Below are 13714 nucleotides of genomic sequence, written 5' to 3'. Positions count from 1 at the left end.
CGTCAGCCATCACAGCGCGACGTCGCATACCCCGGCCAGCCAATGCGCCCAGAATGGCTACAAGCGCGGCTCGATGGCTGCGGACAGTACACGCCAAAGAGCGTCGTGCGAGTAGAAGCTCCGGATGAACATCCGTTCTGCATCAGAGACCTGCTGCCAAGCCTCGTCATCGCGCAGCAGTTTGACAATATGGGCGGCCATTTCCTCAGCCGCATCACCTACCGGCATGAAAGAAGACGCAGCGCCGAGGCCCTGCATGCCGATCGAGGTGGTGACACAGGGGAGACCATGCTGCAGGCTTTCCAGCACTTTCCCCTTCACACCACCGCCGAAACGCAGCGGGGCCACCGCGACGCGTGCGTGCTGGTATCGCTGGGTTAGGACCTGATCGCTGACGTAACCGGTGACTTCGATATGCGCCGATGCCATCGCCAGGACCTCCGGCCGCGGATTGGAGCCGACCAGGCTCAACCGGACGCCGGGGACCTCACGGTGGACCAGCGGAAGGACCTCGCGAACGAACCACAACGCCGCATCGACGTTGGGCGCGTGAGCGAAACCGGCAACAAAGAGGATGCCCTCGCGGCCCTCCGGCCCGGCCATATCAGCCTCGGGCACAGGGTCATACGCGTACAGCGGAATGGTCTCCGCACGGATGTCGACACCCGGCTCATGCTCGGCCAGCCAACGGCGGACGTGGGCCGTTTCATCAGTGGATGGATACAGCACCACGTCTGCCTGCTTCCACAGACCGTGTTCAAAATCACGGAAGCGGCGAGTCTCTTCTTCGAGTTCACGATCCGGATGCAGCGCCAGCTGCTGCTGCATGCGCAGGTGATGGATATCGTGCCCGTAGTAGACAACCTTCGCACGGCTGTGCCGGCGTACGCTGCCCACCAGGTCGGCGGAGATATGCGGCCGGTTCAGCACCACCGCATCAAGGTAGTTGCCGTGTTCGGTCAGCCATGCGTCGAAGCGACCGACGTACTCCGAGCCGCACAGCACCTCAACGCCGAGCTGTTGCAGCGGCGGGGTATAGATCGGGTCCTGGTACGCATTGGCGGGCCAGAACGACACCTGGCACCCTTGGCGGACGAGGGTCTCGATCACCTGCCAGGTCGCCCGTGATCCCGCATCGCGGTCCGGCTGCGGTACGTAATGGTCCACGACCAGCACGTGTCGGCGGTTGCGGGAGCGGTCGCGCGCCAGGAACACATCCTGGGCGTTCGGGAACTGTTCGTCGCGCAGCGTGTTTTCCCAGCGTGCCAGGAACTTCTCGCGGTTGATCGCCTGGAACGCCTTCACGCCGGTCGTTTCATCGGTGCCGCTGGACAGACCTTCGTAATGGACGACAACCGATGCCGGCTGGAGATAGACCTTCAATCCCTGTTCGCGGATCCGGAAGGCAAGATCGGTATCTTCATAGTAGGCCGGTACATAGCGCTCATCGAAGCCACCCAGCGTCCGGAACAAGGTCGCCGGCAGCATGATCGACGCACCCGAGACGTAGTCGACTTCCTTCAGGTAGGAATACGCCGATCTGCCGGGAACATCCAGACGGCCGAAATTCCAGGCACTGCCGTCGGCCCAGACAATGCCACCGGCCTCCTGCAGCCGCCCGTCCGGATAGACGAGTTTGGAGCCGACCATGCCGGCGTCCGGATGGGTCCGGAAGACCTGCACCAGTGCGTCCAGCCAGCCAGGCGTCACTTCGGTGTCGTTGTTGAGAAGGTAAATGAACTCGCCCTTGGCCAAGGTCAAGGACTGATTGCATGACAGCAGGAAGCCGAGGTTCGTCGGGTTATCGTGGAACCGCAGGCCCGGAATCCGGGCGAGCTTCTTGATGTCCTGATCGCCGGAAGCATCCTCCAGGACCAGCACCTCGAAGGAAACATCCGCACCGGCACGGGCGATCGATGCGATGCAGGCCAGGCTCTGTTCGTAGTTGCCGTAGGTGGGGATGACGATGCTGACCACCGGCGCCTCGACTGACTCGAAGCGGAGCTGCGAAAGAATCGTATCGGGGTCGTTGCGCACCTGCTCAAGCGCCAGACCTTCCACCGGCACGACCACCGCATCACGGCGGCGCATCAGGAACCGCTTGACCGTCGGGACCAGGGGCGCGAGCAGGCTATGCCTGGCAAGGCCGCTGGCACGCAGCGAACTGAAAACGGCAGCGGTGTCCCCCCGGACCACCCGCGAGAAGAAACGCAGTGGCCGGGTCACCTTCCAGGACTTGGACTGCAGCAGGCTGTTGGTGAAGGCCTGCAGCGACGAGAGTTCGCCGCGATAGCGTTGAACGACATCGGCCAGTTCCTGCTCACGCCGCTTCGGTGTGCCGTCGGACACATGGGCGGCAAGCGCGCTCCCCCCGGCCCTCGCCATCAGTTGTTCGATGTCTAGATGGCGCTGCTGCAGATCATTCTGGGCGTGGCCCAGCAGCTCGGACAGCTCCGCCTCGAGCTGCAGCTTCGTCTCCCAGAGCATTGCAATCGCGGCCTCGAGACGACGGGCGCGCGCATGCTCTGTAGTCAAATCAGCTCGGGCCTTTGAGACCTCCTCGTCAAGCTCTCGAGTGCGCTGCAGATGCTGCTGCAGATGCCGGTATTCTCGTTCCGTCGCCAGCGCAGTCGAATCTGCCGCGCTGCGAACGATCTCATCCAGTTCGAGAGCCCAGCGCGTCCGCTCTTTGAACTCACTCTCCAATCTCGCGTAATCGGCCCTGGCACGCGCCAGGTCTTCCTCCAGCGACAACGCCCAACGATACATATCCTGCTTTGCGGCAGTCAGCTCACGTGCTGCTGCCAGAGCTTCGTCGGCCACGACCGTTGCCGTGCAAGACGCCCCCAGCCGTGAGAAAGCTCCTTGCACCCGCTCTTCAGCGTCGGAGGTATGGGCGCAAGCGAACAACGCCGACATTGAGTCACCGATGTCCTCACCAACAGCGATCACGCCCAGTCCGTTGCCGTGGAGGAACTCGAAGCTCGGGTAGCGCTCGCGCAGTGGTGCGAAGAACGCCTGCACACCGAAACCTTCCGTGTGTACATTGGTATCGTGGAAGATCACCACGCCTCGGCGCGACATCTTCGGGAGCCAAGTGGTGAAATCGTGCTTCACCGCATCGAACGTATGCAGACCATCGATGTGAAGCAGGTCGACCGACCCGTCGGGAACTTCATCCAACGCCTGGTCGAAGGTCATTCGCAGCAACGTGGAGAAGTCTCCATAACTGCGTTCGTTGCGTTCCACCACACTCTGATAGATGGAATCGTCATAGAAACCGGCTTGGGAATCCCCCTCCCACGTGTCTACGGCATAGCAACGCGTCTGTCGCTTGAGCGCTTTGACTGCCTGGCAGAAGGCGAAGTAAGAGATACCGCGGTGCGAGCCCAGCTCGACGACCGAACGCGGCTGGTGAGCCTCGATCAGCCAGAAGGCGAACGGTACATGTTCCAGCCAGCCGGAAGTCTCCAGGAACTCCGGCACCATGAACATAGCCCCATGCCGGAATACCGAGATGGTGGGATCGATCCCCACGGCCGTATTTTCGTCGCTCACCGAAACCATCAATTCATTCCCTCTAGTATTTTCACGCCGCGCACTGATTGATTTGATCATCCAACCCGGGGTCTCAAGGAGGACTTCAATCGCGTCTGTAGCAGATATATCGAATCGTGCGCTGAAGCGCGCCGTGCAATAGCAGTAGCAGTAGCAGTAGCAGTAGCAGTAGCAGTAGCAGTAGCATTAACGCTAGGCGACGCCCTCACTTTCCAAAGTAATGGAGAGCATCGGCAGGCCAACCAGGCCGAACCGCATGGTCTCATCTGTCGCGCGGAACTCGAGCGCATCGTGAATCCAATGCTGCTGGGTGTGATCATGCTGATCGCCCGACGCCACCGCTGCATCGATCATGTATGACCCGGACGGCATGATCGGCATGCGGAACAGGAAGGTTCCCACCACCGTTTCACCGGCCACGCCTGACACCGGCTGATCCTTGCAGGCGAAGTGGCTGTTGTCACCAAACAGGCGCTGGCCCAACCGATCCTTGACGTAGAAGCCGACGATCAGGTTTTCCAGCGGCTCCTGCAGTGCCACGCGCAGTTCCAGCCGGACCAACTCTCCGCCTTCAAGCATCGACAGCCGGTTGCCTTCAGTGTCGGTAAGCCGGACGTCGACGATACGCGCGCCCTGTGCGCCGAACTCCTGCCCAACATTCTCCGGATCGAACTCGAACAACGCGATGCGATTCTGCACGCCCGCTTCATTGAAGGCGTCCTGGCGGAAATCGGCATGATCGGTCGACAACCGGCGGGGCTTCTTCTTCGCCGCCACGACGATGTCTTCGGACCCTGCCTCGCGCCGGCCGACGACGTGCTGTTCGGTCATGTAGGCCTCGACCACCTCCTGCGAGGTCCCGGCCAGGCGCATCTTGCCGTTCTCCAGCCATACCGCGTTCTCGCAGAGGTTGGTGACGGCCGCGGCATCGTGGCTCACGAACAGCAGGGTGCCGTGTTTCTGGAACTCGCGCAGGAAGCGCATGCACTTCTGCGAGAAGAACGCATCACCGACCGCAAGCGCCTCATCGATGATCAGGATGTCCGCATCCACGTGGGCGATCACCGCGAACGCCAGGCGCACGGACATGCCACTGGAGTAACTGCGCACAGGCTGATCGATGAACTCGCCGATGTCGGCGAACGCCAGGATGCTCTGCATCCGCTGCTCGATCTGATCGCGTCGCAGCCCAAGGATGGTCGCGTTCAGCAGCACGTTCTCACGCCCGGTGAATTCCGGGTTGAAGCCGCTGCCCAGTTCCAGCAGGGCGGCGACCCGTCCCTTCACCGAAATATGGCCTTCGGTGGGGTTCAAGGTGCCGGCGATCATCTGCAGCAGGGTCGACTTGCCCGACCCGTTGCGGCCAACGATACCCACGGTCTGGCCGCGGCGGATCGAGAAGCTGACGCCGCGCAGCGCCCAGAAATCCTTGTAGAACGACTTGCGCTTGCCGGCCAGCGCCTGCCACAGGCGATGCGAGGGCCGCTCGTACATGTGGTACGCCTTGCCGACGCCCTGGACCTCGATGACGGTTTCTGCCGCAGTGACTTCAGAGGACATCGGCAAACCCCACGCGCAGCTTGGTGAAAATGCGATGGCCGATGAATGCGACCACGCAGGCGATCACCGTGTAGATCGCCAGTCCTGTCCAATCCGGCAGGCGGCCCCAGATCACCACTTCACGCACCTGGTTGATGATGAAGGTCAGTGGATTCAGTTCAAACACGATGCGATAACTCTCCGGCACCGATTCCACCGGAATGATCGCCGAGGAAAGGAACAACATGGCGGTTGCGACGACGCCGGCAATCTGCCCGATGTCGCGCAGGTACACGCCCAGCGCTGATACCGCCCAGCCGACGCCAACGGTCAGGATCACCAAGGGCGCCAGCACCAGCGGCAACAGCAGCGCAGTGGCGTGGATATTGCCTTTCAGGCACAGATACAGAATCAGCAATACCACCATGTTCATGGCGAGGTGGAACAGCGCGGAGAACGTCATGCTCCACACCAGGATATCCAGCGGGAACACCACGCGTTTTACATAACCGGTATTGCCGACGATCAACTGCGGCGCGCGGATGAAGCACTCGGCAAAAAACCCATGGACGGTCAAGCCGGCAAACAGGATCAGCGCGAAATCAGTCGTCGAACCACTCGAGCCTGGCCAGCGCCCCTTCATCACGAAGCCGAACGCCAGCGTGTAGACCAGCAACATCAGGAACGGACTGATCAACGACCACAACAGGCCGAAGCTCGCGCCACGATACCGGCCCAGCACTTCACGCTGGGTCAGTTCGTAGGCAAGCGAGCGGTTCTTTCCGAATACCGACAGGATGCCCATCTCAAGCGGCCTCGGTACCCAGCGCCCGCTCCAGATCCACCTGCAGATCCCCCAACTCCTCAACCCCCACGCTCAGCCGCACCAGCGCATCGCTGATGCCCAGCTTCTCGCGGCGTTCCACCGGGATCGAGGCATGCGTCATCACCGCAGGATGGTTGACCAGGCTTTCCACGCCCCCCAGCGACTCGGCCAGGGTGAACAGTTCGGTCTTCTCGCAGAAACGCTTGGCCGCCTCGAAACCGCCCTTGAGCACGATCGAAACAATGCCGCCGTAGCCATTCATCTGGCGGGTCGCCAGTTCATGCTGCGGGTGCGAGGTCAGGCCGGGGTAGATGACCTTCTCGACGGCCGGGTGCTTTTCCAGCCACTGGGCCAGGGCCAGCGCGTTGGCGCAGTGTGCCTTCATGCGCAGCGGCAGGGTCTTCAGGCCGCGCAGGGCCAGGAAGCTGTCGAACGGCCCCTGCACGGCGCCGATGGAGTTCTGCAGGAAGGCCATCTGCTCGGCCAGTTCGGCGTTGTCACCGACCACCACCATGCCGCCGACCATGTCCGAGTGCCCGTTGAGGTACTTGGTGGCCGAGTGCAGGACCAGGTCCGCGCCCTGCTCCAGCGGGCGCTGCAGCATCGGCGAGGCGAAGGTGTTGTCGACCACCACCAGCAGGTTGTGGCGCTTGGCGATCGCAGCGACTGCGGCGATGTCCACGATCTTCAGCATCGGGTTGGTCGGGGTCTCGATCCAGACCATCTTCGTCTGCGGGGTGATCGAGGCCTCGAACGCGGCCAGGTCGGTCAGGTCGACGAAGCTGAACTGCAGGCCGGCGGTGCGCTTACGCACGCGCTCGAACAGGCGGAAGGTGCCGCCATAGATGTCGTCCATCGCCACCACGTGGCTGCCGGCATCCAGCAGCTCCATCACCGTGGAGCTGGCGGCCATGCCCGAGGCGAACGCGTAACCGCGGCTACCGCCTTCCAGGGAGGCCACGCAACGCTCGTAGGCGAAGCGGGTGGGATTGTGGGTACGCGAGTACTCGAAGCCCTGGTGCTCGCCGGGGCTGGACTGGGCGTAGGTGGAGGTCGCATAGATCGGCGGCATCACCGCGCCGGTGCTCGGATCCGGCGATTGGCCGCCGTGGATGGCCAGGGTAGCCAGGGCGAGCGAACGGTCGCCGTGCCCGGAAGAAGCGTGATCGGACATGTTGTTTCCCAGCAAGAGGAGCCCCCATGGGGGGCCCCGCAAAAGGAGCGGAAGTCTATCAGCGGTGGCTTAATCGGCCGTTGACGCGGATAAACATGGGTTCATTGCGACACAGACGCTTACTGTACGCGCCGGCGCAGGTAGTTCAGCAGGTCGATGCGGGTGATCAGGCCGAGGAAGTTGGCGCCATCCATGACGATGGCGACCTGGCCACGGTCGAACACCGGCAGCAGGGCCTCGATCGGGGATTTCACGTCCAGGCGGTCCAGCTTGCTGACCATCGCGGTGGCGACCGGGTCGCGGAAGCGGGCTTCGTCGCCGTACACATGCAGCAGGACGTCGCTTTCATCCACGATGCCGACCAGCTGGTCGCCGTCCATCACCGGCAGCTGCGACACGTCGTACAGCTTCATGCGCTGGTAGGCGGTGGTGAGCAGGTCGTTCGGGCCGATCACGACAGTATCGCGCTGGCCGTACGGGCGCAGGATCAGGTCGCGCAGGTCGCCGCTCTGCGGGCGCTCCAGGAAGCCGTTGTCCAGCATCCAGTAGTCGTTGTACATCTTGGACAGGTACTTGTTGCCGGTGTCGCAGACCAGCACCAGCACCTTCTTCGGGGTGGTCTGCTCTTTGCAGTACTTCAGCGCCGCGGCCAGCAAGGTACCGGTGGACGAGCCGCCGAGGATGCCTTCCTTGCCCAGCAGCTCGCGCGCGGTATGGAAGCTCTCGGCATCGCTGATCGCGTAGGCCTTGGTGACGCGGCTGAAATCGGCGATCGAGGGCAGGAAGTCCTCGCCGATGCCTTCCACCAGCCAGCTGCCCGACTTGTCGTTGAGCACGCCGTCATTGATGTACTCGGCGAGGATCGAGCCGACCGGGTCGGCCAGGACCAGTTCGGTCTTCGGCGAGAGGGTGGAGAAGGCGCGCGACAGGCCGGTCATGGTGCCGGAGCTGCCACAGCCGAACACGATCGCGTCCAGGTCGCCGTCCATCTGCGCCAGGATTTCCGGGCCGGTGCCGAACTCATGCGCGGCCGGGTTGTCCGGATTGCCGAACTGGTTGATGAAGTACGCGCCGGGGGTTTCCTCGGCCACGCGCTTGGCCATGTCCTGGTAGTACTCGGGGTGCCCCTTGGCCACATCCGAACGGGTCAGGCGCACTTCGGCGCCCATCGCCTTGAGGTTGAAGATCTTCTCGCGGCTCATCTTGTCCGGCACGACCAGGATCAGCTTGTAGCCCTTCTGCTGGGCGACCAGCGCCAGGCCCAGGCCGGTGTTGCCGGCGGTGCCCTCGACCAGGGTCGCGCCCGGCTTGAGGTCGCCACGCTGCTCGGCGGCTTCGATCATCGACAGGCCGATGCGGTCCTTGATCGATCCTCCGGGATTGGCACTCTCGAGCTTCAGGTAAAGCTCGCAGACACCGGTATCCAGGCGCTGGGCCTTGACGATCGGGGTCTGGCCAATGAGTTCGAGTACGGAGGAGTGGATTGCCATCGGATCACATCGATTCGCGCCGCAATGCGGCCGGACCGGTGATTATCCGACGGTTGGCGGCGAAAGTCAGGTTGCCGCGTTCATCAAGCGGCGCGGACGGCACCGGTCGACGAGGAGACCGGAACCGCCCGCGACGTAGGGCAGCAAGGGGGGTCAGTGCACGGGGGAGGCGTACATCCGTTCCAGTTTCTGCTTGGCCAGCAGCTTTTCACGCTTCATCTGTCCCAGGGTGAGGCTGTCTATCGGAAGCACACCCAGCTCGGCATCCATGCACTTCTTGTTCAACTTCTGGTGCCGTTCGTAGAGCGCCTTGAATTCAGGATCCTGCTTGCGCCGTGCGTCGATATCGCTCTGGGGCTGACCTTCAAACATGATGAACCTCCTATCGCTTCTGCAGAAACAAGAACGCCCCGGCCTGACGGCACGGGGCGCTGCTTGGGGCGGAGTGCCGGACAACCCTGACCTGCGAACCCGCAGCGGCGGCCAGTAGAGACTGGACCTCGGACTGCTGTGATTCGTGGCGCTGGTGCATTGCCGGCCCTCCTATCGTCCGGGACGCGGAAGGCGACCCGGACAACTGACCCTACGCTTGCTTCGGGGCCGGTTCAACCCTTTCAAACGATATCGTCGACCCCGCCTAAGCGGGGTTCAGGCTGAACGCGCAGAACAACGAAAATTAAACAAAAACAACCAGTTGCGTCATGACCCCTGCGCATGACGCAGCACCGGTCCGGCATCAGGGCGCGATGATGACCTCGGCCGAGCGGGCCTTGGTCGCGGCGGCCTTCTTGCCGCTGACCTGCAACCGGCTGGCACTGACACCAGCCGCCACGAGCGCATCGCGCAGGGCCTCGGCGCGCTGCTGGCCGACACCGGCCGCGGCGTCGTACGCCTCGATCCGGACCCGGCCCTTCTTGCCGATGTTCAGGTACTCGGCCAAGGCCTTGGCCTGGCCCTTGGCACCGCCGGACAGGCTGCCCTTGCCGGCCGCGAAAGCATCGCCGTTGAAGGTGAACACTTCGCCGCGGCTGTCGAACTTGGAGCCCGGCAGCTTGCTGCCCGCCACCAGCTCGGCTTCCTCACGGGCCAGCTTGGCCGCGTTCTGCTGGGCGGCGCTCAGTCGCGCGGTCTGCTTGCCAGCCACGCTGGTCAGCGCGGTTTCGGCATCCTGGCGGGCCAGCGCTTCCTGCTCGGCCGCCTGGCGCAGGCGCTCGCTTTCCTCGGCCTGGATCTGGGCCTGCACGCGCAGGCGCTCGGCTTCCTGGCGGGCACGCTGGGCATCGCGGCGGCTGGCTTCGATCAGCAGCTCGCTGCGGGTGCGTTCAAGCTGATCCACCTCACGCTGGGCCAGCGCGGCACGGACACTGGTCTCGGCGATCTCGACCCGGCGCTCGGCCAGGTAACGGGCCTGGTCCTGGTCGCGGCGCTTGGCCTTGGCCAGATCGGCCACGGCCTGCTGGGCCTGCAAGCGCTCGAAGGCGGCCAGCTGGGCCGCATCCGGGTTGGACTGGATCGCCATCAGACGCTGGGTCAGCTGGGCCACGGCCGGGTCATCGGCGGCCTGGACCATCAGCGGCAGGCTGAGGCTGGCGGCCAGCAGCAGGCAGGGCATGCGCATCTTGGTGGACATCATCAGCGGTCTTCCCCGGTGGCCAACTGGCGCTGCAGCTGGCTGACTTCATTGCGGCGCAGCTGCAGCTGCGCGGTGGCGGTGGCTTCTTCGCTGCGGGCGCGGGCCAGGTCGGCATCGACCGTGGCGCGAACGGCCAGTATCGGCGCGTTCTTGCGCTCGCGGCGGTCGCCAGCGGCACGCTGGGCCTGCTCCAGGCCCTGGCGGGCCACGGCGATCAGGTCCGGGGCGTACTGGTCGGCATCGGCCTGGGTGGCCTTGTCGACCGCCTGCTGGGCCTGCATCAGCTCCAGGGCGCCATCCTGCGCTTGTGCGGCACCAGAGAGCGCGAATGCGCACACCGTCACATACAGGGCCCGTCGTATTTGTGCGAAGCTAGGTTTCATTGGGGGTGCCGTCGCCAGAAGTTGTGTGCACGGCCATTGTCGGAAGCCTGCGGTGCGCTTGCAATGGCAAGCCGCTGATTGTTGGGGAAACATTTCGCATGGATATCGGCTATTTCCTGAAGCTGATGACCGAAAAGAACGCGTCGGACATGTTCTTGACGACCGGAGCACCGGTATACATCAAGATCGAGGGGAAACTCTATCCGCTGGGCAATACCGGGCTGCCGCCCGGGATGGTCAAGAAGATCGCCTACTCGTTGATGGATGAAGGCCAGGCCCCGCAGTTCGAGCGCGAGCTCGAGCTCAACATGGCCATTGCCCTGCCCGATGCCGGGCGCTTCCGCGTCAACGTATTCAAGCAGCGCGGCGAGGTCGGCATGGTGATCCGTGCGATCCGCAGCAAGATCCCCAGCATCGAAGAGCTCAACCTGCCGCAGGTGCTCAAGGACGTCATCATGACGCCACGCGGGCTGGTGCTGGTGGTCGGCTCGACCGGCTCGGGCAAGTCCACCTCGCTGGCCTCGATGATCGACCACCGCAACAGCACCACGACCGGGCACATCCTCACCATCGAGGACCCGATCGAGTACCTGCACAAGCACAAGATGTCGATCGTGAACCAGCGCGAGGTCGGGCTCGACACGCACACCTTCCACGACGCGTTGAAGAACGCGATGCGCGAAGCGCCCGATGTCATCCTGATCGGCGAAATCCTGGATGCGGAAACGATGGAAGCGGCCATCGCCTTCGCCGAAACCGGGCACCTGTGCCTGGCTACCCTGCACTCCAACAACGCCGACCAGACCATCGAGCGCATCCTCAACTTCTTCCCTGAGAGTGCACATCGCAACGTGCTGATGAACCTCTCGCTGAACCTGCGCGCGGTGGTCTCCCAGCGCCTGGTCAAGGGCAAGGACGGGCGCCGCCTGCCGGCCACCGAAGTGCTGATCAATACGCCGATGATCCGCGACCTGCTGCGCCGCGGCCAGGTGCACGAGATCAAGGCGGCGATGGAAGCCTCGCTGGAAGAAGGCATGGAGAGCTTCGACCAGTGCCTGTTCCGGATGGCCAAGAACGGCATCATCGAGCAGGAGGAAGCGCTGCGCGCGGCCGATTCGCGCGATGGCCTGGCGTTGAAGTTCCGGCTGTCCGAAGGCGGCAGTGGCGAGCACGATCCGTACGCGGATTTCTCGGCCAACAGCGCACCGGCGTCGATCACCCACGGGTTCTGACGGGAAAGCCCCCACCGTTGGCGGGGGCAATGGGCCAGGCGCATCGACCAACAGTCGATGCCTACCCGTCACCCTGCGTCGATCTGATGCTCGGGCCGCGCCGCGTCGAAGGCCGGCAGCGCCAGGCACGCCGCCTCGATCCGCTGCAGGGTCGGGTACGGCGCCAGCGCCAGGCCGAACCGGTGCGCGTTGTACAGCTGCGGCACCAGGCAGGCATCGGCCAGCCCGGGCTGGTCGCCATGGCAGAACGTACCCGTCGCCAGATGATCGGCCAGCAGCGTTTCCATCGCCGCCAAGCCCTCCGCCATCCAGTGCAGCGTCCACGCCGTGCGCGCCTCGGCGCTTGCCTGCAGCGTGCGCTCCAGATACTGCATCACCCGCAGGTTGTTGAGCGGGTGGAGGTCGCAGGCCACCAGTTGGGCCAGCGCACGCACGCGCGCCCTGCCCTCGGCGTCGCTGGGCAGCAACGGCGTGGCCGGGAACACCTCGTCGAGGTACTCCAGGATCGCCATCGACTGCTGCAGGACCCGGCCGCCATGGCGCAGGGTCGGCACCAGTTCCTGCGGGTTGAGCGCGGCATAGGCCACGCTGTGCTGCTCACCGCCCTCGCGGACCAGGTGCACCGGGGTGATCCGGTGCGGAAGGCCCTTGAGGTTCAGCCCGATACGCACGCGGTAGGCCGCGCTGGACCGCCAGTAACTGAAGAGTTCGATCGGTTCCATGACGGTCTCCGCCGCGGCGCTCAGGGCTTGGCCGCCTGCTCGATGCGCTGCTCGATCGCACCGAAGATGCTGTCGCCGGCCGCATCGAACATCTCGATCCGCACCACGTCGCCGAAGGACATGAAGGGCGTGCTCGGCTTGCCGTCGCGCAGGGTTTCCACGGTGCGCTGTTCGGCGAAGCAGGAGGCGCCCTTGCTGGTGTCTTCGTTGGCGATGGTGCCCGAGCCGACGATCGCACCGGCGCCCAGCGGGCGGGTCTTGGCCGCGTGCGCGACCAGCTGGGCGAAGTTGAACTGCATGTCCACACCCGCTTCCGGCGCGCCAAACCAGGTGCCATTGATGTGGGTGACCAGCGGCAGGTGGACCTTGCTGTCCTGCCACGCCTCGCCGAGTTCATCGGGGGTGACGAACACCGGCGACAACGCCGATCGCGGCTTGGACTGCAGGAAGCCGAAGCCCTTGGCCAGCTCGCCCGGGATCAGGTTGCGCAGCGAGACATCGTTGACCAGGCCGATCAGCTGGATATGGCCGGCGGCCTGCTCGGGCGTCACCGCCATCGGCACGTCGTCGGTGATCACCACCAGCTCGGCTTCCAGGTCGATCCCGTATTCCTCGCTGACCACCTTGACCGCATCGCGCGGGCCATAAAAGCCGGCACTGGTGGCCTGGTACATCAGTGGATCGGTGTAGAAGCTTTCCGGCACCTCGGCGCCACGGGCGCGGCGCACGCGGGCCACGTGCGGCAGGTAGGCGCTGCCGTCGACGAACTCGTAGGAACGCGGCAGCGGGGCGGCCAGCGCCTGCAGGTCGATATCGAACACGCCGTCGGCGTCGCCGTCGTTCAGCGATTCGTACAGGGCGTTCAGTCGCGGCGCCAGGTGGCTCCAGTCTTCCAGGGCCTGCTGCAGGGTCGCGGCGATGCCGGTGGCGCGCACGCCCTGGCGCAGATCGCGCGAGACCACGATCAGGGTGCCGTCGCGGCCGCCTTCCTTCAAAGAACCAAGCTTCATGGGTGGGTATCCGGGATCGCGAAAATAGGTTTCAAGTGTAATCAAATGGTTGACGGGCCTACCAGCTGCACCGCCGCATCGCCTTACCGTAATGCATTGCCTACGCGCAGGAGCAGCCACGCATGGCGTGGCTCTACCGTTCCGCCC

The 13714-nt window shown here is 64.2% G+C and carries 11 protein-coding genes; 1 reads left to right on the top strand and 10 read right to left on the bottom strand.

Annotated features, from left to right (window positions below; genetic code table 11):
* Window positions 1-57 precede the first annotated feature (57 nt).
* The 8 genes from ABE422_RS12480 to ABE422_RS12445 form a co-directional block, all read right to left on the bottom strand.
* The gene (locus tag ABE422_RS12480) at window positions 58-3558 is read right to left on the bottom strand and encodes a class I SAM-dependent methyltransferase (RefSeq protein ID WP_346483081.1); all 3501 of its coding nucleotides are present in this window, start codon (window positions 3556-3558) and stop codon (window positions 58-60) included.
* Window positions 3559-3750: 192 nt separating this feature from the next.
* The gene (locus ABE422_RS12475) at window positions 3751-5118 is read right to left on the bottom strand and encodes an ABC transporter ATP-binding protein (RefSeq protein WP_346462906.1); all 1368 of its coding nucleotides are present in this window, start codon (window positions 5116-5118) and stop codon (window positions 3751-3753) included.
* Window positions 5108-5902: an ABC transporter permease gene (locus ABE422_RS12470; RefSeq protein ID WP_319206731.1), complete on the bottom strand. Its 795-nt coding sequence runs from the start codon at window positions 5900-5902 to the stop codon at window positions 5108-5110. Before ABE422_RS12470 ends, ABE422_RS12475 begins: the two co-directional genes overlap by 11 nt.
* A gap of 1 nt (window position 5903) precedes the next feature.
* Window positions 5904-7097 carry a cystathionine gamma-synthase gene (locus ABE422_RS12465; RefSeq protein WP_346462907.1) on the bottom strand — a complete coding sequence of 398 codons (1194 nt, stop codon included), beginning with the start codon at window positions 7095-7097 and terminating at the stop codon, window positions 5904-5906.
* 119 nt (window positions 7098-7216) lie between these two features.
* On the bottom strand, window positions 7217-8587 hold the full coding sequence (locus tag ABE422_RS12460; RefSeq protein ID WP_102788976.1) for a pyridoxal-phosphate dependent enzyme: 1371 nt from the start codon (window positions 8585-8587) through the stop codon (window positions 7217-7219).
* A gap of 153 nt (window positions 8588-8740) precedes the next feature.
* The gene (locus ABE422_RS12455; protein WP_019182593.1) at window positions 8741-8959 is read right to left on the bottom strand and encodes a YdcH family protein; all 219 of its coding nucleotides are present in this window, start codon (window positions 8957-8959) and stop codon (window positions 8741-8743) included.
* A gap of 364 nt (window positions 8960-9323) precedes the next feature.
* The gene (locus ABE422_RS12450; RefSeq protein WP_167390370.1) at window positions 9324-10205 is read right to left on the bottom strand and encodes a hypothetical protein; all 882 of its coding nucleotides are present in this window, start codon (window positions 10203-10205) and stop codon (window positions 9324-9326) included.
* Window positions 10206-10219: 14 nt separating this feature from the next.
* Window positions 10220-10603 (bottom strand): DUF4398 domain-containing protein, encoded by a 384-nt coding sequence (locus ABE422_RS12445; RefSeq protein ID WP_167390367.1) that lies wholly within the window; start codon window positions 10601-10603, stop codon window positions 10220-10222.
* A 98-nt stretch (window positions 10604-10701) separates the two neighbouring features.
* Here ABE422_RS12445 and ABE422_RS12440 point away from each other — a divergent pair, with 98 nt between their 5' ends.
* The gene (locus ABE422_RS12440; RefSeq protein ID WP_313212083.1) at window positions 10702-11835 is read left to right on the top strand and encodes a PilT/PilU family type 4a pilus ATPase; all 1134 of its coding nucleotides are present in this window, start codon (window positions 10702-10704) and stop codon (window positions 11833-11835) included.
* Between the two features lie 68 nt (window positions 11836-11903).
* On the opposite strand, the gene maiA is transcribed toward ABE422_RS12440, so the two are convergent.
* Together maiA and ABE422_RS12430 are read right to left on the bottom strand one after the other, a co-directional pair.
* The gene (gene maiA / locus ABE422_RS12435; protein ID WP_346483080.1) at window positions 11904-12557 is read right to left on the bottom strand and encodes a maleylacetoacetate isomerase; all 654 of its coding nucleotides are present in this window, start codon (window positions 12555-12557) and stop codon (window positions 11904-11906) included.
* 20 nt (window positions 12558-12577) lie between these two features.
* The gene (locus ABE422_RS12430) at window positions 12578-13567 is read right to left on the bottom strand and encodes a fumarylacetoacetate hydrolase family protein (protein WP_313212085.1); all 990 of its coding nucleotides are present in this window, start codon (window positions 13565-13567) and stop codon (window positions 12578-12580) included.
* Window positions 13568-13714: the final 147 nt, after the last annotated feature.

Origin of the sequence: Stenotrophomonas sp. TWI1151, assembly GCF_039673135.1 — a bacterium.
In the GTDB taxonomy this organism is placed as follows: Bacteria; Pseudomonadota; Gammaproteobacteria; order Xanthomonadales; family Xanthomonadaceae; genus Stenotrophomonas.
The sequence above is the reverse complement of the archived record's forward strand: the minus strand, read 5'-3'. Positions and strand labels throughout refer to the sequence as shown.